Below are 22,754 nucleotides of genomic sequence, written 5' to 3' on the forward strand. Positions count from 1 at the left end.
GTAATATATTCAACTTCAGTTTGACATAATCTTTCCTTAAAAACAAGAACAGAAAATCAGCTTTTCCAATTCACAGTAAAATCCGACTCCTTAAAACCTACTGTGGCTTTCAAGCCGTCCGTCACAAGGGGTCTCTTAATGAGCATCCCGTCTGAAGCAAGCAATTCATATTGTTCTTCATCTGACATCGTCGGCAGTTTATCTTTTAAACCAAGCTCCCTGTATTTCATTCCACTCGTGTTATAAAACTTCTTAAGCGGCAACCCACTTGTCTCTACGATCTTTTTCAACTCTTCCTTTGAAGGGGGAGTTTCTACAATATGTACATCATGATACGTAAGACCTTCGGCATCCAACCATGCTTTAGCCTTTTTGCAAGTACTACATTTCGGATATCCATAATACGTAATAGCCATCATTAAACCTCCTTATCATCATTTTAACCAGTCTATCAAAAAATAAATCCGAACACCTCATCAGAAGCGTTCGGATTTTTTATTCTACGTTTTTCTTTGCGTCAATCAAATATTTTCACTTGTTTATTTCCAGTTTTGAAGGAAGTTCTCCTTAGGTTCATCGAAGAACCTATCGGTGATTTTTAGTATTAATAGTTTTCTTAAAATACAAACAAGGCGAAGTGGCAGAAGCACTTCGCCTTGTTCAATAATAGGGTCAAATATCGAAATTTTATTAAACTACGTATTTCACAGCGTCAATCAATTTAACCGAAGCTTCACGTTTTTTGGCAATTACATTATAAGGAGTAGAGCGAGTCAATTTACGCAGTGCAGAAAGCATCATGCGTAAGTTATCGCCTTCAACTGCAGCAATCAATGTTTCTTTCGCATCTTTTTCGATACATTCAAAAGCTTCCTGACAGAAGATTTGAGTGTATAGAAGTTTTTGGTTCGCTTTATCAACACCGTCACGCTGGATTGCTTTCTCTGAACGCAGAACAGCTGATTCCATTGCGAATAGATTGTTCACGATGTCCGCAATGTTTGTCAATACTTCTTGTTCAGTTTCAAGTTTTGTACCGTAACGTTGAGCCGCTAAACCTGCAGCTAGCAAGCCGATTTTTTTAGCATTTTGCACCAATACTTTTTCTTGAGCTAATGGTGCATCTTCAATTTCTTCTGGCATCATCATTAACAATTCTGATTGAAGCGCTTGTGCTTTTTGAAGAAGTGGAAGTTCACCTTTCATAGCTTTACGCAAGAACGTACCAGGTACCAGCAAACGATTGATTTCATTTGTGCCTTCGAAAATACGGTTAATGCGGGAGTCACGATAGATGCGCTCTACTTCATACTCTTGCATGAAGCCGTAACCGCCATGCAACTGAACTGCTTCATCCGCAATATAATCCAATACTTCTGTGCCGAACACTTTGTTGATTGAACATTCAATAGCATATTCCGCAATAGAAGCAGCAATAGCTTTGCCATCTTTTTGCTCTTCAGGACTCAATTGACTCATGCGGTCTTCAAAATAACCAACCGTACGATAAATCAAACTTTCCGAAGCATATAATTTGGATGCCATTGTTGAAAGCTTTTCTTTTGTTAAGTTGAAAGAAGAAATCGGTGTTTTAAATTGTTGACGTTGGTTCGAATAGGCAACAGCCAATTCAAAAGCACGTTTGGATGCACCAACTGTACCCACTCCCAATTTGTAACGACCAATATTCAAGATATTGAATGCAATAACGTGGCCACGGCCAACTTCCCCAAGTAAGTTTTCAACCGGCACTTGTGCATCCTGTAAAATTAAAGTACGTGTCGAAGAAGATTTAATCCCCATTTTCTTCTCTTCCGCGCCTACTGAAACGCCTGAGAATTCACGTTCTACGATGAAAGCAGAGAATTGTTCTCCGTCAATTTTTGCATACACAACAAATACATCCGCAAAACCAGCGTTTGTAATCCATTGTTTCTCTCCATTTAATACATAGTGCGTACCTTCTGCATTTAACTTGGCAGAAGTTTTAGCACCTAAAGCATCCGAACCTGAACCTGGCTCTGTTAGCGCGTAAGCGGCAATTAGTTCGCCAGTGGCGAGTTTAGGCAAATATTTTTGTTTTTGTTCTTCATTCCCAAAAAGTACAATTGGTAATGATCCAATTCCAACGTGTGCACCGTGAGTAATGGAGAAACCACCTGCACGCGACATTTTCTCTGCAATTAGTGCAGATGAAACTTTATCCAATGCCAGACCGCCGTATTCTTCAGGCACGTCTGCACCTAGTAAACCTAAGTCACCAGCTGATTTTAATAGTCTTACAGAATGCTCAAACTCATGATGTTCCAAGTTTTCAATGACTGGCACCACTTCATGTGTAACATAATCCTCTGTTGTTTTAGCAATCATTTTATGTTCATCTGTAAAGTCTTCCGGTGTAAAGACGCGATCAAGTGCTACATCTTCCACTAAAAAGCTTCCGCCTTTAATTACATTTGCAATCGTCTTCGTCATTTTGTTTCCCTCCTATTTTTTCAATAATTCTATTAAAGAATCTCAAATACGCCAGCTGCACCCATGCCTCCGCCGATACACATCGTGACAACGCCAAATTGCTTGCCTTGACGTTTTAATTCATGAATCATTTTCAGCGTTAAAATCGAACCTGTAGCACCAAGTGGATGTCCAAGTGCTATGGCACCACCATTGACATTCACTTTATTGATGTCGATTCCTAAATGACGAATTACTTGAATCGATTGCGATGCGAATGCTTCGTTCAATTCCCATAAATCAATGTCTTCAATTGAAAGACCCGCTAGCTTCAACGCTTTTGGAATCGCTACAATCGGTCCAATTCCCATGACTTCTGGTGGAACCCCGCCAACCGCAAATGATCGGAATTTAGCTAGTGGTTTTAGTCCTTGCGTTTCAGCTACTTCACGATCCATGACAAGCACTGCACCTGCACCATCAGAAGTTTGAGATGCATTTCCTGCAGTTACAGTCCCACGTGCGTTGAATACCGGACGAAGTTTTGCCAGAGTCTCCATGTTCGTCCCAACACGAACGMCTTCATCCATTTCGAACATGATTTTCTTTTCTTGTGGTTTGTTATTTTCATCAATATATCTTTTCAGAATTTCTACTGGTACAATTTCTGTTTTGTATTTACCTGCCGCGATGGCTGCAGCTGCAAGCTCATGTGAGCGTACAGCAAAAGCATCCTGGTCTTCGCGGGTAATGCCAAACTTCATTGCCACTTGTTCAGCAGTATGCCCCATCCCCATATAGTATTGAGGTGCTGTTTCTGCAAGTGTTGCGTTAGGACGAATTGTATTTCCCATCATCGGAACCATACTCATCGATTCAACACCACCTGCAATGATTGCTTCAGAGTGACCAAGCATAATGCGTTCTGCTGCATAAGCGATTGATTGCAGACCTGAAGAACAGAAGCGGTTGATAGTAATCGCTGGTGTTGTATCTGAAAGTCCTGCCAGTGCACCTATATTACGGGCAACGTTCATCCCCTGTTCCGCTTCAGGCATTGCACAGCCTAAAATCAAATCGTCAATCGGACCATCATAACCGCCCGCTCTTTTTAACGTTTCTTTTACAACCAATGCACCAAAGTCATCTGGTCTCACTGTTGCAAGGGAGCCTTTTTTCGCTTTCCCTACAGGTGTTCTGGCACCTGCTACAATAACTGCTTCGCGCATAAGTTCTCCTCCTCATTGCCGCTTCGTACGCTTAGTTACGAAGTGGCTTTCCTTTCACTAACATGTGCTGCATTCTCGCTTGAGATTTTGGTTCAGCTACTAAACTTAAAAATGCTTCACGTTCTAAATCGAGCAAATATTGTTCATCGACCAAAGTACCGTAAGGCACTTTTCCTCCTGCTAGCACGTAGGCTAATTTCTTCGCAATTTTTAAATCATGATCGCTGATGAAACCTGAAAGGAACATTCCTTCAGCTCCAAGTAACAGCGTTGCATATCCTGACTCGCCGGTTACCGGTACTTTTTTACGAAGAGGTGCTTTGTAGTTGTTTTCATATAGCGAAAGTGCAACTTGTTTCGCATCATAGATTAAGTGATCAGCATTTACACTGATACCGTCTGCAAAGTTCAGGAAGTTATTTTCACGTGCTTCTTCGGCAGATGTCGATACTTTTGCCATGGCAATTGTTTCAAACACTTTGTTTGCCACGTACTGATAATCGACATGAACACCCGTTGGTAAGCCTTTTAAGTGTTTCATATACAATTCTTTATTTCCGCCGCCTCCAGGAATGAGTCCCACTCCCACCTCAACTAATCCCATATATGTTTCATGAGATGCTTGAATGTGTGCAGCTGGCAGACATGCTTCCGCCCCGCCACCAAGCGTCATGCCGAATGGAGCTGCCACTACAGGTTTCGAACAATACTTTATTTTCATCATGGCGTTTTGGAACGAACGCACGACGAAATCCAGTTCAAAAATATTGTCGTCCTGGGCCTCCATAAGAATCATGCCAAGGTTTGCGCCTACACAGAAGTTTTTCCCCTGGTTACCAATCACAAGACCTTTAAAGGTTTTCTCTACTTCATCAACTGCAAAGTTAATCATTTGGATAATATCGAGCCCGATTGCATTTGATTGTGAATGGAACTCCAGTAAAGCAATCCCATCTCCTAAATCTATTAAACTGGCACCTGAATTTTTCTTGATTACGCCATGTTTTTTCTTGTAACGTTTTAAGTTAATTACTTTTTCATTCGTTGGAACCAATGAATAACCCTCACCATTGAAGAAATACAAATCTCCATTGTCTTCTTTATAGAAGGAATCGAATCCTTGATCAAGTAAGCTTTGTGTGAAAGCTGGAATTTCCAACCCTTCCGCTGCCATTTTTTCAGTGGACTCTTTTACGCCGATGGCATCCCATACTTCAAATGGTCCTTGTTCCCATCCAAACCCCCACTTCATCGCATTATCGATTGCCACGATATCATCTGCAATTTCTCCATGTAGTTTTGCGGAATAGGACAATGTAGGTGCTAAAATGCTCCACAGTAATTCTCCCGTGCGATCTTTAGCATAAGTTAATGTTTTCACTTTAGCTGCAAGACCTTTTTGTTGCTTCGCCATTTCCAATGAAGGGGTTTTCAGCTTCTTCACTGGTTCGTACTCCATCGTTTCAGCATTCAATTCAAGAATTTCTTTACCTTTTTTCAGGAAAAATCCTTGACCAGATTTTGCACCTAACCAGCCGTTTTCAAGCATATTAGTAATCAAGGTTGGCAATTCGAACACTTTTTGTTCGTCACCTGTAGTCTGGTCGTAAACGTTTTTTGCGACGTGACCAAAAGTATCCAACCCGACMACATCAAGCGTACGGAACGTCGCCGATTTCGGACGACCAATGACAGGACCCGTAATGGAATCTACTTCACCAATCGAGTAGCCTCTTGCCAGCATTTCACGAAGTGTCACAAGAAGGCCATACGTACCAATGCGGTTCGCAATAAAGTTTGGTGTGTCTTTCGCAAGAACAACACCTTTTCCTAAACGATCCTCACCGAATGTTTGCATGAATACTACAACTTCCGGGAGCGTATGATGAGCTGGTATAACTTCCAACAGTTTTAAATAACGTGGCGGATTGAAGAAATGAGTGCCAAGGAAGTGCTTCTGAAAATCTTCACTTCGTCCTTCAGCCATTGCATTGATGCTAATGCCGGAAGTATTAGAACTGACAATTGTGCCTGGCTTACGAACCGCGTCAATTTTCTCGTAAAGACCTTTTTTAATATCCAGATTTTCTACAATAACTTCGATAATCCAGTCGACATCTTTTAATTTATCCAAGTCGTCTTCGAGATTTCCTGCTGTCAATAATGTAAGATTTTTCTTTGATGCTAGGGGTGCGGGCTTTTGTTTTAAAAGTTTCTCTAGTGCACCTTGGGCTATTTGATTACGAGCTTTTGAATTATTTTTGTCCTCTTCTTTTAAATCTCGAGGTACCATGTCAAGCAATAAAGTTGGAATTCCGATATTTGCTAAGTGAGCAGCGATTCCTGAACCCATAACGCCAGAACCCAGAACAGCAGCCTTTTTAATTTGATAAGTCACGTGCAAAGCCTCCTTTAGAGTTTTTGAATGAATACTCATTCATTTTTTAATGAAAAAAAATAGAAACAACCTCTATGTCTATTAGTTTAGTTCATTTTCATTTTTTTCGCAATATTTAAATGATTATTAAAAACCAAAATTTACCCCGAAAAATCTTGCTAACTATTGCGTCCTTTTATTCTATGAAAGGCGTATTTTTTGTATGCACTATGTAGCTGAAGAATTCAAATAAAACTTTTCAAAGTCTAATTCAAAAAGGAGATGCTAGTTGGCATCTCCTCTYCTATTATTTATTCAAAATACCATTGGCAACAAACGCAACATTTGCTGGCCGTTCAGCTAAGCGTCTCATAAAATAACCATACCAATCAGACCCATATGGGACATAAATACGCATTTTATGGCCTTCTTTTACGAGTTGGCGCTGTAATTCTTCACGAATACCAAACAACATCTGGAACTCGAATTGATTGCTTGCAATCCCATGTTCCTTAACTAATTCTTTCGTATACATTGCTTCGTCATGAGAAGCAATGGCCGTATAGTTACCATTCAATAAATGGGTTTTAATGATTTTTTTGAAATTCTCATCCACATCAATTTTGGAATTCACGCATCGATTGTTCGATCATGAGTTCCAGCCTCCTCTATTCAAATACACTTTATTAGTATGTTCTTTCCTATATATATACATAACTATTCTAATATCTTTTTTTACAAAAGAAACTAAACGGAAAATGTATATATAATCATTTCTGCCTCACACTAAAACGAAAAGGAGGATACATTACATGAATTTATTTTCACAACAAAAAGAACAGCCAATTTTATTTCCCGAACCCCCTAAAATGGTTTCTTCAAAAGATTTCAGCTACTTGACAGATATGATGTCATGGAATTTGCTGGCAGCTAAAAAAATGAATTGGGCGGCTGAAAATTGCCAACTCCCTGATTTGAAGAAGGAATTTGAGACAGCTGAACAAATGCACAGTAATCATTACGACGAGTTGCTCAAGTTACTGAAACAAAATGAAGGAGGTTCTGTTTCATGAATCAGCAAACAGTGAAAAATCCACAAACTCCTTATGTTGAAACACCGCAATTAAACGATCGCGACATCTTAAATGATGCCCTTTCTACTGAAAAATATTTATGTAATTCTTATGCAACGGCAATGCATGAGGCCAGCCATGATGCGCTATATCAAACCATTTTCACTCAATTAAGAGCTACATCCAAACAACAACGTAGCCTTTACGACTTAATGTTCAAGCATGGTTGGTATAAATTGACACCGGCAGATCCTAAAGAAATCCAACAAGCGACACAACAATTCCAGGGATACAAGTCATCGTAAAATTCACTGCTGGATGGTGCCCTGATTGTACTCGTATGGACATGTTCATTGATCCAATCGTTGAAGAGTATAAACAATACACTTGGTACGAAGTGAATCGCGACGAACTTCCTGAAATTGCTGAGAAGTATGATGTTATGGGCATTCCAAGCTTACTGATTTATCAGGATAGCGAAAAGAAAGCTCATTTGCACAGTGCAAATGCAAAATCACCTGAACAAGTAACTGAATTTTTGCAGAGTCAAAAAGGATAGACCTCGTGTCTATCCTTTTTTCGTGCAGAATCAAGAATAGATTATGCTATACTTAGTGAAAATAATCACTGAGGTGTAAAATGACTCAAGAACTTGAATTGCAACAACTGAAAGAGAAAGTTAAATACTATGAAAATATTATCAAGAACATGTCTGCCCCAGTGATTCCTTCTGTCGTACCAAATACAATATTGATTCCGATTGCCGGATATATGTTCAAAGAACGCTTTGATATGATTCAAACCAAAGCACTTCAATATGCAGGAACCCATCGTGAAACGGAGCGAGCTATCTTTGATTTTACTGGAGTTACAGTAGAAGACGTTGCATCATTTGATTACAATGATTTGGCAACGGAAATTTACCAACTGAATAACTCACTTAAACTAATGGGTATTCGTCCGATTTATGTTGGTTTTAATCCTCGATTTGTCCGAGAAATAGTTCATGCAGGTATTCAAGTGGAAATCGAAACGTATGTGAATTTCCGCGCAGCTCTTCAACGTCTATTAAAAGAAAACAACCAATCGCTTCACTCCCTTGGGTGAATGATTGGTTGTTTTTTAGTATTTCTTGAGCATAAAGACTTGTGAAATTGCTGTATTTTCAAAACCACTTTCCTGTAGTAAAGATACCACATTGCCTTTACCCGTCATAAAGTTGTATGTAGATCGACTAACAGGTTGATCATATTCAAGTGCATGTGCCAATAGAAGGTTAACCTCATGTTGTTCGTCTCTGGAAGCCACTTGGAATAAGGTAATTCCTTCAGAAGGATTATTATAAATTCCTCTTTTTCGAATTAAACAGGATGCTTTTATTTCTCCCTCTTTTAACAAATTCACTACTTCTCCACCGACTTTGGGTGCGACACTCTCGGCTGTTTGCCACGGGACGAGCGTTGGAAAAAGATCTGATCCAATGGCTAGAAACGCAGGAAATCTTTCTAATTCGTACTCTCCTAATTCAGGCAGTTTGTCGATTAGTTTTCCGGAACCAGATAAAAATACAACCTTATCCTGAATTTCGTATCCACACTTTTCATATAATTTGATTGCAGGCTCGTTTTCAGACAAAGCCTCTAAAGTTGCAAAGGCTACTTCATTTTCCACAAGAATGCGCTCTGCTTCTTTCATTAGGTGAAGTCCAACGCCCTTACCCCGATATTCAGGAATGATCCCCGTACCACCATTCCAGGAAATTTTAACTCCGTCATTTTCTCTTATTCCTTGCAGAATAAACCCAATTGGTGTGTTTCCATCAAAAGCTACAACTGATAGTTCCACCGACAATCCTTCGTTGCCAAAGCGTCCAACAAACTGTTCCATTGTTAAATGCATCGGGATTAGGTATCCTTCAAAACCTTTATTGAACAAAGCAAGTGCATCTTCAAAATTTAACAATGATAACCGTTTATATGTGATATTCACCAGTTATTCCCCCTTTGTTAGTGATTTTTAACTTAACGATTGAATTTGTGGAAAGATTCTTTCTCTTCTATTATTGCATTTTTTCATCTTCTACAAGTCTACAAGCTAGTAAAAATTTTTAGTCTTTCACTCAATCATATTACTTGATAATTACTTAAATATACTTTACATTTGACTTAGTTCTTTTTTGTAATAATTATAAATAAGGAGTCGATACAATGAAAAAGCTTACAACTAACCAAGGTGTACCAATCGGCGATAATCAAAATTCCCGAACTGCGGGTGAACGTGGCCCAACACTTTTAGAGGATTATCAATTAATAGAAAAATTAGCTCACTTTGACCGTGAACGTGTTCCTGAACGAGTTGTACATGCTCGTGGAGCTGCTGCCCACGGTACATTCGTCGTCAAAAACAGTATGAAAAAATATACAAGAGCTGCTTTCTTACAAAATGAAGGGCAAGAAACGCCAGTATTCACTCGATTCTCTACCGTCATTCACGGGCTACACTCACCAGAAACTGCTCGAGATCCACGTGGATTCTCAGTAAAATTCTATACAGAAGAAGGCAACTATGATTTTGTTGGGAATAATTTGCCTGTATTCTTTATCCGGGATGCAATCAAGTTCCCTGATGTTATTCACTCATTAAAACCAGATCCACGTACGAATCTTCAAGATGCTTCACGTCTTTTTGATTTCATGGGTCTTTCGCCTGAATCGACAAATATGCTCATTCACTTGTTTACAGATGAAGGAATCCCTCAAGATTACCGTCACATTCGTGGATCTTCTGTGCATTCATTCAAATGGATCAGCGAAGATGGCAAAACTACATATATAAAACTTCGTTGGGTTCCTAAACAGGGCATTAAAAACATGACAATTGAAGAAGCGGCAGAACAGCAAGGAAAAGATTTTAGTCATGCTACACGTGATTTGTACGAAGCAATTGAACGTGGTGACTATCCTGAGTGGGATTTATATGTTCAAACATTAAAACCAGAGGACATGGATAACTTTGATTTCGATCCACTAGATGCRACGAAGGATTGGCTAGAAAAAGATTTCCCTTATGAGTTGGTTGGTACGATGATATTAAACCGTAACGTGGATAACTTCTTTGCAGAGACAGAATCTGTTGGATTTAATCCTGGTGTACTTGTACCTGGTATTCAGCCTTCTGAAGATAAAATGCTGCAAGGTCGCCTGTTCTCTTATTCAGATACTCAGCGTCACCGTGTAGGACCGAACTACTTGCAATTGCCGATTAACCAACCAAAAGTTCCTGTACACAATAACCAACGTGATGGTTTCATGCCGATTGGCCAACAAACTTCACGCATTAATTACGAGCCTAATAGTTTCGATACAGAACCTAAAGAAGCACCAGAATTTAAAGAAGTCAATCAACCTATTACTGTCGTTGCAGGTAAGAATCATATCGAGAAAACAAATAATTTCGGCCAGGCTGGTGAAATTTACCGTAGTTATGATGAGTCTACAAAACTAACGCTCATTAAAAACTTGCTAGATCAATTCTCTACCATCCAAAATCGTGACATCGTAGGGCGTGCGATAGCAAACTTCCACCGCGCCGATGAATCGCTTGGAAATGCACTTGCCGAAGGTGCAAACGTAGACATTCATCAATACTTATAATTTGATAGATAGCTAGATTTGGAGTTTTTCTACCATTTTAAATGGCAACGAAAGCTTCAAAGTTTACAGAAAAAGAGTTTTTCCGTACTGTTAAATCAGACGGAAAAACTCTTTTTTCACTGAGGTGACATTATGCGTATTCAATTAGAATTACAAGGTCTATCGCAATTTGATAGATCAATCAAAACACAGTATCAGAAATCTGCATGTGGACCTGTTACTGCCCTGACCATTTTGCGTTACTTGATGCCGAATTCATGTCCTTATGATGCGAATCGATTATACCGTTTACTGGGATGTACTCGAATTGGTTTATTTACATGGCGTTTAAAACATAATTTACGGAAACTTCTCGGCCCTAATTGGGATATTGATACCTGTTCGATGGAAGAAGCAAAAGAAGAATTACKAGCCGGAAGACCGGTGGCATGTAAATTTGATCGGTACTTTTCATTTCACTGGTTCAGCTCTTATGATTTTTCCTATCATTGGGTCCCGCTCATCGGGTTTGAAGAAAAAGAAAACGACTTGATGCTGATCATCCACGATAATGGTGGAAGAAATCGCCAAATTTCATATGAAAAGAACAAAGGTATTTTAACGTTCGTAAAAATATCCCCAAATACTAAGAAGTTTGAATTACTGACAATGCTCGTTTAAGAGACGAGTAACTTCAGACACGACCAAGTTTCCTCCAAATAAAGTTAAATCGAATATAAAGTTCTAGCATACCGACTCGTAATGCCGTATCCAGCTTCCTCTACCTGAGTTAATAATTGYTGACTGTATGAAGGTACAATCAATTGATCAAGTTCAATCGGCAAATCCATTTCACAATGAATCGTAGCAAGTCTTTTTGACAATCGTAACATGTCCAGGTTTTCCTGAATCTTCTTTTGTTGACCTGGCTTTAACTCCGGTAACGCCTCAATGACTCCTTCAACAGAACCATAGCTTTGAATAAGTTGAAGTGCACTTTTCGGTCCTATTCCTTTAACTCCCGGGTACCCGTCACTCGAATCTCCCATAAATGCTTTCACATCGGCAAAAACCGAAGGCTCAATTTGATACTCTTCTACAAAACGTTCGTATGTATATTCGTCATAGATGTTATACCCTTTTTTCGTAAAAGCGATTTTAGTTGTGGGATTGAGTAATTGCAATAAATCTTTATCTCCACTTACGATGGTGATATCTGCTTCATTTTGYCACTTGCATGTCATGGAGCCAATTAAATCATCCGCTTCCATCCCAACTTCCCCAAAGTTTTTCCAGCCAAGCATTTCAGAAAGACTCTTAGCCATATCAAATTGAGGCAGCATTTCTTCAGGCGGAGCAGGACGGTTGGATTTGTATCCATCAAACAAATCATTGCGGAAAGTGTGCATACCCATATCCCAACAAATGGCCATATGAGTCGGTTGCATAATTTGTTTTGCGCTCATCACATGACGGGCAAACCCTTGAACACCATTAGTTGGGACACCTTGTTCATTTCTAAAGTATTGTCCAAAGACTGAAGTTGCAAAAAACGAACGGAATAAAAGTGCCATTCCGTCGACTAATAAAATGTGGGGCCTCTGATTGGATTGCATTATATCTCCTCTTTCTGCCACTCTTTTGTAGTATCGATCCATGTAATGAATTTCTTCATGACTCCATTAATGAATATTACGGTCTTTTCATCAGTTAGTGTTCCTTTATCATTAAATTTCGTTGGTGCTAGTCCAATCAAAATTTCATTTCCAGGTAGTGTTAACGCTTGATGTCCTGGTGAATTTAATATTAATCGTAAATGATTTTGAGCACGTGATGTTCCTACTGGTCCTCCTGAACAACCCATGATCAAAACTGGTTTCTTAATAAAAACTTTTTCTTTTCTTGAAAGCCAATCTAATGCATTCTTCAATGCCCCAGGCACTGAATGGTTATATTCAGGCGTCGCAATCAGCACACCGTCAGATTCCTGTATCAGTTGGATGGCTTTTTTCACCTGTTCAGGAACCTCAGCTTCGATATCTTCATTAAACAATGGAAACTCATTGATTTCAATAAACTCCATTTTCATGTCCACTTTGTACGTTTCTTTTAAGTAGGCAAGTAACTTTCGATTTAATGATTCTTTCCGCAAACTTCCAGCGATCAAGGCGAATGTTTTCATTGGAATCTCTCCTTTTAAAATATCTTGTTTCAGTATAACAAATGCAGATCGAACTGTACGAAAGTCCGTAATCTATAAATGTCAAAAAATATTATTACGTTTGAATTATGCGTATAGATTATCTTCCTGGAGCCTATTCTAAAAGAAAGGGTTGTAAAAGGAGGGAAAGAAATGTTCAAAAAAAAGAGCAGACAGTCTTCCTCGAAGAATAAACCGACTGTTGAAGATGGCGAAAATCACAAAGATGAAAAAGCAAGTAAGGTTCATAATGAAAAATTGTTTCCAATCTCATCAGAAGATTATTTAAAGGCTATTAAAAAAGCAACCAACAATCCAACTGACTTAGTTGTCAAAACAATTTCTCCAAATCTCACGCTTACTTACATAGATAGTTTGGTGGATGGCCGAACCATAAAAGAACAGCTCCTTCCAGACCTTTTAAGAAAAGAGTATGAATCACCTGAAAGTCTTAAATCTGCACTTTCCCTGCCCGAGGTTGATTTGGATGAACAACTGGATCATTCCGTACTTTCTATGTATAACGGGACGGCACTGATTCATATAAATGGATTTTCTCAAGTTGTAATGGCAAAAATCACGACGAAAGAGTCCCGAAGCTTGACAGCACCTGAAAATGAATCACAGGTAATCGGGGCACAGGTCGGATTCAATGAAAGCCTGTCTTCCAATGAATCACTAATTCGAAGGTATATTAAAAATCCTGAGCTGTGCAATGAAAAATTTATTGTTGGAAAACAAACGAATACAACGATTGCCCTTTTATATATCAAGGGCATTGCATCCGAGGACATGGTGAATACGTTGAAAGACAGGATTACCAGCTTAAAGCTGGATGCCTTATTGGATAGTTCGACTCTTGCTGAAATGATTGATGACAATTCTTTATCACCGTTTCCCCAGATGCTTCTTACTGAAAGACCGGACAGGTTTTGCGAAGGGTTGCTGAATGGTAAATTAGGCATCCTTGTGGATGGCAGTTCCATGGCAATATTATGCCCATACGCGTTCATTGAATTTTTTCAAAGCAGGGAAGATCAAAACCTGCGATGGCCAATCGCTTCCTTTTTTCGACTATTGAGATTCGGTGCCGTATTTTTGTCCATTTACTTGACACCTATGTATGTAGCAGCTCTGACTTTTCATTATGAAGTCATCCCTCAATCGCTGTTAGTTCCTTTAAGCGAATCCAGAGCTCTAGTGCCATTCCCACCAATAATTGAAGCATTACTCCTGGAATTGATAATTGAATTATTAAGGGAAGCAGGGGCAAGATTACCGACCAAAGTTGGACAAACCATCGGTATCGTAGGCGGTATCGTGATAGGAACCGCGGCGGTACAAGCCGGGATTACGAGTAATATTCTTATTATCATTGTTGCGCTAAGCGCATTGGCTTCTTTTACGACGCCAAGCTTTATGATGGGTAACGTCATTCGGGTCATCCGCTTTCCATTGATTTTGTTAGCGGGTTTTTGGGGTTTTTATGGAATCATGCTCGGTTTTTGCTTCATCTTGACTCACCTGATTCGTCAGTCTAGTTTGGGAGCACCATACACTGCTCCTTTCTATCCCCCGCGTTTTAAGGATTGGCGAGATAGTATCATTAGGTTACCATTACCATTTGCTTACAAAAGGCAATCAAATGCAAGGCCACAGGATGCAGATAAATATCAACCAGAACCAATCAATCCAGAAAAAAGTTGAACTGAAGGTGATTTGAGTGAACAACACCATACATGTGAAAAACCAAGAGATGATCAATGCTTTTCTACTTTTTTTTGTGATTCATACGATTCAAGTAGGTGTTGGTATCCATGGCTTCCAACGTGTCATTTATCAGGACGCCAAACATGATGCCTGGATTTCTGTTCTGCTCGTCGGAATTGCCACTCATATTATCGCGATTATTATGATTAAAACTCTGGAAATCTACGGTTCGAATGATTTATACGGCATCCATCAAGACATTTTCGGAAAATGGTTCGGCAACTTTTTAAATCTTTTATATATATTGTATTGTTCAACTGCATTTTTCTCTGTATTACGAAACTATATTGAAGTGGTTCAAACGTGGGTTTTTCCGAACTTGAGTACGTGGTTTATTTCCGCTACTTTACTGCTGATAGTCATCTACGCTTTTACAGGTGGACTGCGTGTTATTGTTGGGATTTCATTTTTCAGTTTCGTTCTGTCCATTTGGCTTTTGCCCATGTTGGTATATCCACTTCAATTTACTTCGGCGCGAAGTTTGCTGCCCATAATGGAAACCGATATTATCGGAATTTTAAAAGGTGCACAGTCCATGACGTTTACTATTGCGGGGTTTGAGATACTCAATGTGATCTACCCATTCATCAAGGATAAAAATAAAGTACAAAAGCATGTACATTTTGGATTGTTGGCAACTACGATCATTTATCTATCTGTCATATTAGTTTCTATCACATACTTCAGCCCAGAACAATTAAATAAATCGATTTGGGCCACCTTAACATTATTCAGCGTCGTCCATTTTCCGTTTATCGAACGGTTTGAATATATTGCCGTTTGCTTTTGGATGTTAGTGATTTTGCCCAACCTTTGTCTATACCTATGGGCTGCTTATCGGGGAAGCTTACGATTGGTGAAAGTAAATTCAAACAAATTTATTTGGCTGTTTTCGGTTGTCATCTTTATGCTCTCTCTTTCCATTGAAACTCGTACCCAAATCAATGCGGTGAACACTTACTTTTCCAAAGTTGGATTTTATGTCATATTTGTTTATCCCATCTTTATATACTTTCTCGCAATAATGAAAAAGAAATATCGGACTCGTAAGGAGCAAAAGATATGAAAAAAATAAAACTTGGCTTCATATTCGTTGTTCTCTTTGTTTCGTTGGTTGGATGTGCGGAACAGAAATTGCTGGAACAGATTGGATTGACAACCTTACTTGGATATGATTTGAGAGAAGACGATAAATTGTCGGTAACAGCAGTCGTTCGTCAAGTGAATCCAGAATTCCAAAGTAATGTAGAAGTAATTTCGGCTGAGAATGAAACTATTCGTGGTGCCCGTACTGATATTAATAGAAAAACATCGAAAAAAAACGTGACCGGTCAGATGCGAGTCGTCTTGTTTGGAGAAGAAATATCAAAAGACGGAATTGCTCATTATATTGATACTCTTTCGAAGAATTCCGAGACGAGCGGTGGCTTGTATGTGGCTGTTGTTGAGGGTGAAACAAAATCATTACTTGAATATCAGTATCAGGAAATCGAAGATATAGGAATCCATATCTTCAAGTTGCTAGAACAAAACATCAAGAGCGAACAAATGATTTCATCCACTATTCATGAAGTAGCACACGATTATTACTCTCTAGGTAGGGACGTTGCTTTACCCATAATTAAAAGAAAGGATGAAATTGTGGAAATTTCAGGAGTTGCTTTATTCAACAAAGACAAAATGGTCGGGAAATTATCGGCTGAAAATAGTTTTTACCTTAAATTGGCTAGAGATTTTCATAAGGCCGCCATGTTTGAAACGAAGATTCCTAAAGAATCACTACCAGCTTCACAAACACAGGAATCTCAAGAAGATATTACAGTAGTGATTGATACTATCTCTACGAAGAAAAAATTGAAACTCATTAATCCGGACACACCGGAATTCGACATGCAATTCACAGTTCGTGGAAGATTATTAGAAATAGAAGCAAATATGGATATGGACAATCCAAAAAATGTGCAGAAATTGGAAGAAGAAATCGAGAAAAGTATGTCCAAGAACCTTGCAAAAATACTCGTTTATTGTCAGGAAGTGGACTCCGATGTTTTTGGTTTAGGTGAATTTTACCGAAGCTCGGTCAGAGAGCCCAATCTCACTTATGAAAAATGGCATGAGATGTATAAGGACGCGAAAGTAAATTTTAAAGTGGACTTTACCGTTCTTAGAAGTGGGATTTTCGAATAAGCTTGAGCGAATATTCTTATCCCTCTTTCTCTGTTTATTGTTCTCCATTACGAGTATGTTGGCCAATCATGACAGACATAAACTGTTTAAAAAACTTGTCATAGTCGATATCGAATGCGATGCGATGTTTTTTATTTCCGTCATTTTTTGATTCAATATCGTTCTTTATATTCGCGATACTTTGCCCTCGTTCTGATCCTTCCAAACGCTGTACAATTTCAACGGTCGAATTTCCAAAGATAAATAATTCCGGTTGAATTGTTGCCATTAGGGTCAGCACATCGTGCAGAGGTCCCCCTGTAAGCAAGGGATTACGTTTTTTATAAAATTCAATATAGAATTCCATTAAAGGTTTAATGATTTTGGCTTTACCAAATTGATCAATATACTCGACCATTTTGGGAGTGACAATTGCCTTTTGTGATGCATTCAAAGGGATAATGGTTACATTTTTTGCGTATGTAAGAACAATCTTCACCGCTACAGGATCCMCATGAAAGTTTGCCTCAGCCACAGTTGTGACATTCCCTGGAACCCAAAATGCCCCGCCCATAATGAAGAATTCCTGTACCGAACTCATTAGGTCTTTATACAAAATGAACATGGTCGCGAGCGATGTAAGGCGTCCTACATTTACAATGACCAATTCATCCCGATGCGCTTCTAATATTTTTACAATTTCAAGAAAGTTTTCATCGATTGTCCCTTGTTTTACTGGAATAATTGGTCCAAGCCCATGTTCCCCGTGGATTTCTGGATAAAAAATAGGTTGCTCACCCGTCAAAGGAACTTCAGCGCCTAAAATAACAGGAATATCTTTTGGGAAATCAAACAAATCGAATAAATAGTGAATATTAGAAACTGCATCTTTCCTGGAAACATTCCCATAGTCCGCAACAACACCTACTATTTCAATTTCATCATGTAAATACGCATAAATTAAAGCCATTGTATCATCAATTCCGATATCCCCAAAAAACAACACTTTCTTCACTCTAAACCACCTCTTAGATATAATAGCCACTCTCTTACAATCTAGTTCTTTTTTTATATACGCTCTATATTTTTGAGATATACCATTTCGTGCAGGAAACTATTGTAAAAAAGTTCAATGACAGAAAAAAGTATATCGAAAAAAGAAAATCGGGCTAGTAGTGTGTAACATTTGGGTAATAACTAAGTAGAAAATAAAGAATGGAGAATACTGAATGGATATACATAATGGCTCACTTTTCTGGCCGACTACTTTCCCACTTAGAAAACCTTTTGAAGTTAACGAAAGGTTGGATTGCTATGATGTTGTCATTGTGGGTGGTGGCATGTCAGGGGCTTTGACTGCATTGGCTTTAACCGATGCCGGGCTAAGCGTAGCGATATTGGATAAACGACAATTGGCCACTGGCAGTACAATGGTAAATACCGGGTTCATTCAGTATTCGAATGATATTATGCTACATGAGTTAATCGATCAAATTGGTGAACGGGATGCTGTACGATATTATCAAATGTGTTTGGAAGCCGTTAAGGATTTAGAAACCATATCAAATCGTCTTCCTATTTCTTCTGATTTTATCGTACGACCAAGTATCTGTTTCGCAAGTTAAGATGCTGATGTCAAAAAAATAAAAGAAGAGTACGAAACATTGAGAAAGCATGGTTTTCCATGTGATTACTGGACCCCTGATGAAATGTCGGAAAATGTGTCTTTCACAAAACCTGGCGCATTTGTGACATATGAGGATGCCGAAATGAATCCGTATCGCTTAGTGAATGGAATATTAGAATTGATTGAAGAAAAAGGGACGCATTTATTCGATTTTGTTGAAGTGACAGATTCAATGACACAAGAGGACTGCATATTAATAAAGACAACTGCAGGTACTTTTAATGCTAAACATATAATTTATACAACGGGTTATGAAACTACTCCGGTTGGGAAAAGGATTGGTGCAAAAATCAATCGTTCATATGCAGTTGTAACAAAACCCATTGACCAGATTACACAATGGTATCAACGAGCGTTTATTTGGGAAACAGCTAGACCATATCTTTATATTCGAACAACAACAGATAATCGAATCATTGTTGGTGGTTTGGATGAAGAGATAGCCCATGCGCCGAAATCACTGGAACTGATTAATGAAAAAGCCGAAAAGTTGCTGATTCGAATACAAGAACTTTTCCCTCATTTTCAAATTGAACTGGATTATGCTTATGGCGCTACCTTCGGTGAATCGAAGGATAACATGCCATTTATCGGACAACATCCTACCAAGAAAAATCATTATTATTTACTCGGATATGGTGGGAATGGTACAGTCTATAGCATGTTTGGTTCACAAATATTGAGGGATTTAATAATTGATGGCCATCACCCCGATGCCCATTTAGTGCAACTGGATCGTAAATATGGTGTTAAATAAGTTAAAGGCAGTCTCCAAAAATGGAGACTGCTTTTTTATTGGCTCGTTGAGTAGCTGAGCGATAACTCAGTCTAACTTTTTGGGTTTCACGACTGAAAAAGTAGCGTTCACATCTGACTTTTGCAGGTTCACGTCTGAAAACGACCTTTGAGACATCTTGACTCATCGCTTACTGGACGGTTACAGCCTCTTTTTTTGCATAAATTGATGAAGCAGTTTCGTTCTTTAAATGTACGCTGATTCGCTCGATATCTGTGCTGAAAATCCGGTCTTCATCCATCGATGGGACAAATGCTCTGAATTCATTCCATTTATCCTGTAACAATGGAGACATTTTATCTTTGCCTCTGTACTCCGAACCTTGCAATGCACAGAAAGCTTCGATTGCCAACACGCGTCGTGCATTTTGAATCATATTTCCAGCATGACGTGCGCCGATTGTCCCCATGCTCACATGATCTTCCTGATTAGCCGAAGATGGGATTGAATCAACCGAGGCTGGATGTGCAAGCGTCTTATTTTCCGATACTAAGCTTGCCGCCGCATATTGCAGAATCATGGCACCTGATTGAAGTCCTGGTTGTGGGCTTAGGAAAGGCGGTAATCCTTCGTTCAATTGTGGATTGACCAATCGTTCGATTCGGCGTTCCGAAACATTCGCAAGCTCCGCAACTGCTAATTTCAGAAAGTCCATCGCAAAAGCAATCGGCTGACCATGGAAATTACCTCCTGAAATGATGACTTCCCCATCCTCAAAAATCAATGGATTATCTGTTGCTGCATTCATTTCGATTTCAAGCTTCTCTTTTACATAACCAAGCACTTGCCAGCTGGCTCCGTGAATTTGTGGAATACAACGCAGCGAATAGGCATCCTGAACACGTTTTTCACCTTGAGTTGTAACTAGTTGACTGCCTTGCAACCACTCTAGCATTCTACGTGCCACATCTACTTGCTCGACATATCCACGTGCCTGATGGACGGCTGGATGAAACGCATCTGTGATACCGTGAAGCGCTTCCATCGTCATCGCAGCAATCCATTCACTTTGGTAAGCGAGAGTCTCCGCTTCCAACCAGTTCACCACGCCCTGAGCTGTCATGGCTTGCGTACCATTAATCAGCGCCAAGCCTTCTTTTGCTTCCAGCACTAATGGTTCAATACCTTTATTCCCCCATACTTCATGAGCTGGAATTTGCTGTCCCTCATGCCAGACAAACCCTTCCCCCACCAATACAAGTGCCAAATGAGACAAAGGTGCTAAATCACCGGATGCCCCTAGAGATCCTTGTGAAGGAATGACTGGATGAATGGAATGATTGACCATGTAAGCCAATCGTTCTAATACATCTACTCGAATACCCGAGAAACCTTTCAATAATGCATTCAATCGTAAGACGACCATTGCACGGGACACTCGTTCTTCAAATGGTTCACCAATTCCACATGCATGTGAACGGATTAAATGGAGTTGTAGTGCGTGTACATCTTCCTCATCAATGCTGACATCACTGAACTTACCAAAACCCGTATTAATGCCATAAACTGTTTTGCCTTCTCTTACGATTCTCTCAACCGCTTCACGGCTTTTTTGAACACGTGTTAATGCATTTGAATCAAGATTTATTGTTTCATTCTGAAATAATATGGATCGCATTTCTTCTAAATTTAATTTCTCACCAGTTAATAAGATCATTATAATCACCCCTATACTTCGAGTATATGTGTGTATATAATGAACTGCAATTACTATTTTCCAAATTATAACAAGATGCAGTGGTAGTGTACTATCTTAATAAAGTGTTAAAATGGGGAATATTCACATTTTTTAGAGGGGGAATTCAATTGGAATGGCAATCGATGTTTCATTATCACAAATGGGCTACGCAAAAACTATTGAATCATATAGAATCACTAGATGCATCTATCTTTCACCAAGAAGCAAAAAATTCATTTCCATCTATCAGTGAAACTTACTCACATGTCATCAGTGTTGATTATCTATGGTACAAACGTTTAACCGGTATTGCAAAGCCGGAATGGAAACAGTTTGATGTGAGTTCTGTTCAATCAACGAAAGAAGCATTTGCAGATTTACACGAAAAAATGGAACAATTTTTCTCGACTCTAACTGAAGAACAGTGGAAAGAAACATTGAATTTCACCAATATAAAAGGTGCTCCGTTTTCCAACAAACGAGACGAAATGTTCTTTACGTTCATCAACCACTCTTCCTATCATCGTGGCCAAGTGACTTCATTCCTGCGTCAGTTTGATTTGGAGGGCGTTCCAGTCGATTACATTTATTTTGCAAAAGAAATTCAAAGCTAATTATGGAGGTTTTCCTGTTGTCTTTTCCTGTACTAGAATCCGATAGACTTAACTTAATTGACTTAAATCAATCCCATGCTGTCCACTTGTTCAATCAATTCTCACGTGAAGATGTCACACGTTACTATGGGATGGACCCCCTCACAACAATGGAACAAGCAGAGAAAATGATTACCAATATGAATAAAGGCTTCACGGAAAAACGTTCAGCACGATGGGGCATCCAACTAAAAGAAACTGGAGAGTTTGCTGGAACAATCGGGTTAAATAATCTGCAGCTTTGGAGCAAAAAATGTGAAGTTGGCTATGACCTGCATCCAGATTTTTGGGGCAAGGGCTATGTGAAAGAAGCACTGGAGAAGGTTTTGTCACATTGCTTTGATACACTTGAACTTTCCCGAGTTGGCGCCGTTACATTTCCCGACAATGAAGCTTCGTGGAAGCTATTGTTGAAAATGGGGTTTGAAAAAGAAGGATTGCTAAGAAATTATTTATATCAAGGTGGTAAAACTCACGATGCTTTCGTCTTTTCCATAACACTTGAAGACTGGAATCGACTTTATTAATAATTAGAAATGAGGATGCCCCAACAATGGGTGGGCATCCTCTTTTTTTACTTATTTGGTTTTTTCAATTCTACCTTAATATCGCCTTCAATGTAATTTGGATATGCCCATATTTCGAGCTCTAGTGGATTCTTATAGTCGGTAGTATCAAAATCTAGTGTCCAATGACTTTCCAATTTTCCTGAATCATAAAACATTGAGGTAGATGGTGAACGTATTAATTTCCCATTGGCATCTTGTATTATGCTGGTTAAACTAAAATTGTTATTTACATCTTTCGCCTGTGTTAAGAAGAAATCAGCGTGAGTTTTACTAGACTCACCTAAGTGTAATCTTCCATCACGTGGACTGTTCAATAAAATATTTTTTTCAGTATCTACAACAAGAATTGCTTCATCTTTATTAAGTGCCTGTAATTTGTTAATACGTACGAATAGTTCTTTTGGTTTTTCAAAGTAATTGCTTTGTAAGTATATAATTTGTTCTAACTCTCCAACTTCACTTCCAGAAAT

The 22,754-nt window shown here is 39.0% G+C and carries 21 protein-coding genes and 2 pseudogenes; 12 read left to right on the forward strand and 11 right to left on the reverse strand.

All coding sequences use genetic code 11. The features are described 5' to 3' along the window. Nucleotides 1-56: 56 nt before the first annotated feature. The 5 genes and pseudogenes from AC1DSL_RS10845 to AC1DSL_RS10865 all read right to left on the reverse strand — a co-directional run. Entirely contained in the window at nt 57-416 is a 360-nt protein-coding gene (locus AC1DSL_RS10845; protein ID WP_477532174.1) for an arsenate reductase family protein, read from the reverse strand. A 274-nt stretch (nt 417-690) separates the two neighbouring features. Further along, the gene (locus AC1DSL_RS10850) at nt 691-2,475 is read right to left on the reverse strand and encodes an acyl-CoA dehydrogenase family protein (RefSeq protein WP_477532175.1); all 1,785 of its coding nucleotides are present in this window, start codon (nt 2,473-2,475) and stop codon (nt 691-693) included. A 32-nt stretch (nt 2,476-2,507) separates the two neighbouring features. Further along, nucleotides 2,508-3,683, reverse strand: coding sequence for an acetyl-CoA C-acetyltransferase (locus AC1DSL_RS10855; protein ID WP_477532176.1), 1,176 nt, complete (start codon nt 3,681-3,683; stop codon nt 2,508-2,510). Between the two features lie 31 nt (nt 3,684-3,714). Next, complete coding sequence (locus AC1DSL_RS10860) at nt 3,715-6,081, reverse strand: 3-hydroxyacyl-CoA dehydrogenase/enoyl-CoA hydratase family protein (protein WP_477532177.1); 2,367 nt, start codon at nt 6,079-6,081, stop codon at nt 3,715-3,717. A 286-nt stretch (nt 6,082-6,367) separates the two neighbouring features. Continuing rightward, nucleotides 6,368-6,685, reverse strand: a pseudogene (locus tag AC1DSL_RS10865) (proline dehydrogenase family protein); the annotation flags it as partial. 187 nt (nt 6,686-6,872) lie between these two features. Here AC1DSL_RS10865 and AC1DSL_RS10870 point away from each other — a divergent pair. The 4 genes from AC1DSL_RS10870 (at nt 6,873) to AC1DSL_RS10885 (ending at nt 8,240) form a co-directional block, all read left to right on the forward strand. Continuing rightward, complete coding sequence (locus AC1DSL_RS10870; protein ID WP_477532178.1) at nt 6,873-7,133, forward strand: hypothetical protein; 261 nt, start codon at nt 6,873-6,875, stop codon at nt 7,131-7,133. Then, complete coding sequence (locus AC1DSL_RS10875; protein WP_477532179.1) at nt 7,130-7,438, forward strand: spore coat protein; 309 nt, start codon at nt 7,130-7,132, stop codon at nt 7,436-7,438. The genes AC1DSL_RS10870 and AC1DSL_RS10875 overlap by 4 nt, the downstream gene beginning before the upstream one ends. Next, the gene (locus tag AC1DSL_RS10880; RefSeq protein WP_477532193.1) at nt 7,414-7,692 is read left to right on the forward strand and encodes a thioredoxin family protein; all 279 of its coding nucleotides are present in this window, start codon (nt 7,414-7,416) and stop codon (nt 7,690-7,692) included. The genes AC1DSL_RS10875 and AC1DSL_RS10880 overlap by 25 nt, the downstream gene beginning before the upstream one ends. An 80-nt stretch (nt 7,693-7,772) precedes the next feature. Continuing rightward, on the forward strand, nt 7,773-8,240 hold the full coding sequence (locus tag AC1DSL_RS10885) for an STAS domain-containing protein (protein WP_016429052.1): 468 nt from the start codon (nt 7,773-7,775) through the stop codon (nt 8,238-8,240). Between the two features lie 15 nt (nt 8,241-8,255). Here the strand turns inward: AC1DSL_RS10885 and AC1DSL_RS10890 are convergent, their stop codons facing one another. Continuing rightward, on the reverse strand, nt 8,256-9,122 hold the full coding sequence (locus AC1DSL_RS10890; protein ID WP_477532180.1) for a GNAT family N-acetyltransferase: 867 nt from the start codon (nt 9,120-9,122) through the stop codon (nt 8,256-8,258). 218 nt (nt 9,123-9,340) lie between these two features. On the opposite strand from AC1DSL_RS10890, the gene AC1DSL_RS10895 reads away from it, so the two are divergent. Both AC1DSL_RS10895 and AC1DSL_RS10900 read left to right on the forward strand, forming a co-directional pair. Next, nucleotides 9,341-10,786 carry a catalase gene (locus tag AC1DSL_RS10895; protein ID WP_477532181.1) on the forward strand — a complete coding sequence of 482 codons (1,446 nt, stop codon included), beginning with the start codon at nt 9,341-9,343 and terminating at the stop codon, nt 10,784-10,786. Between the two features lie 132 nt (nt 10,787-10,918). Next, nucleotides 10,919-11,446 carry a cysteine peptidase family C39 domain-containing protein gene (locus tag AC1DSL_RS10900; protein ID WP_477532182.1) on the forward strand — a complete coding sequence of 176 codons (528 nt, stop codon included), beginning with the start codon at nt 10,919-10,921 and terminating at the stop codon, nt 11,444-11,446. 44 nt (nt 11,447-11,490) lie between these two features. Here the strand turns inward: AC1DSL_RS10900 and AC1DSL_RS10905 are convergent, their stop codons facing one another. Both AC1DSL_RS10905 and AC1DSL_RS10910 read right to left on the reverse strand, forming a co-directional pair. Continuing rightward, on the reverse strand, nt 11,491-12,381 hold the full coding sequence (locus tag AC1DSL_RS10905) for a 5'-3' exonuclease (RefSeq protein WP_477532183.1): 891 nt from the start codon (nt 12,379-12,381) through the stop codon (nt 11,491-11,493). Further along, nucleotides 12,381-12,947 carry an NADPH-dependent FMN reductase gene (locus tag AC1DSL_RS10910; RefSeq protein WP_477532184.1) on the reverse strand — a complete coding sequence of 189 codons (567 nt, stop codon included), beginning with the start codon at nt 12,945-12,947 and terminating at the stop codon, nt 12,381-12,383. Before AC1DSL_RS10910 ends, AC1DSL_RS10905 begins: the two co-directional genes overlap by 1 nt. 171 nt (nt 12,948-13,118) lie before the next feature. Between AC1DSL_RS10910 and AC1DSL_RS10915 the strand changes: the two genes are divergently transcribed. The 3 genes from AC1DSL_RS10915 to AC1DSL_RS10925 are packed head-to-tail and all read left to right on the forward strand — an operon-like array spanning nt 13,119 to nt 16,922. Beyond that, nucleotides 13,119-14,672 carry a spore germination protein gene (locus AC1DSL_RS10915; protein WP_477532185.1) on the forward strand — a complete coding sequence of 518 codons (1,554 nt, stop codon included), beginning with the start codon at nt 13,119-13,121 and terminating at the stop codon, nt 14,670-14,672. A 16-nt stretch (nt 14,673-14,688) separates the two neighbouring features. Beyond that, entirely contained in the window at nt 14,689-15,801 is a 1,113-nt protein-coding gene (locus AC1DSL_RS10920; RefSeq protein WP_477532186.1) for a GerAB/ArcD/ProY family transporter, read from the forward strand. Beyond that, nucleotides 15,798-16,922: a Ger(x)C family spore germination protein gene (locus AC1DSL_RS10925; protein ID WP_477532187.1), complete on the forward strand. Its 1,125-nt coding sequence runs from the start codon at nt 15,798-15,800 to the stop codon at nt 16,920-16,922. Before AC1DSL_RS10920 ends, AC1DSL_RS10925 begins: the two co-directional genes overlap by 4 nt. 34 nt (nt 16,923-16,956) lie before the next feature. Here AC1DSL_RS10925 and AC1DSL_RS10930 read toward each other — a convergent pair whose 3' ends face one another. Then, a complete protein-coding gene (locus tag AC1DSL_RS10930) occupies nt 16,957-17,916 on the reverse strand; it encodes a nucleoside hydrolase (protein ID WP_477532188.1) in 960 nt (319 codons plus the stop codon). 214 nt (nt 17,917-18,130) lie between these two features. Between AC1DSL_RS10930 and AC1DSL_RS10935 the strand changes: the two are divergent. Then, nucleotides 18,131-19,345: pseudogene (locus tag AC1DSL_RS10935) on the forward strand (NAD(P)/FAD-dependent oxidoreductase). 169 nt (nt 19,346-19,514) lie between these two features. Here the strand turns inward: AC1DSL_RS10935 and hutH are convergent. Then, nucleotides 19,515-21,041: a histidine ammonia-lyase gene (hutH, locus tag AC1DSL_RS10940; RefSeq protein ID WP_477532189.1), complete on the reverse strand. Its 1,527-nt coding sequence runs from the start codon at nt 21,039-21,041 to the stop codon at nt 19,515-19,517. A gap of 149 nt (nt 21,042-21,190) precedes the next feature. Between hutH and AC1DSL_RS10945 the strand changes: the two genes are divergently transcribed. Beyond that, the gene (locus AC1DSL_RS10945; RefSeq protein WP_477532190.1) at nt 21,191-21,676 is read left to right on the forward strand and encodes a DinB family protein; all 486 of its coding nucleotides are present in this window, start codon (nt 21,191-21,193) and stop codon (nt 21,674-21,676) included. Between the two features lie 17 nt (nt 21,677-21,693). Next, complete coding sequence (locus AC1DSL_RS10950; protein WP_477532191.1) at nt 21,694-22,242, forward strand: GNAT family N-acetyltransferase; 549 nt, start codon at nt 21,694-21,696, stop codon at nt 22,240-22,242. Nucleotides 22,243-22,289: 47 nt separating this feature from the next. Here the strand turns inward: AC1DSL_RS10950 and AC1DSL_RS10955 are convergent. Further along, nucleotides 22,290-22,754, reverse strand: a 465-nt coding sequence (locus AC1DSL_RS10955) for a hypothetical protein (protein ID WP_477532192.1), incomplete at its 5' end; no start/stop codon positions are given.

Source organism: Paenisporosarcina sp. P4_D4, assembly GCF_056401835.1.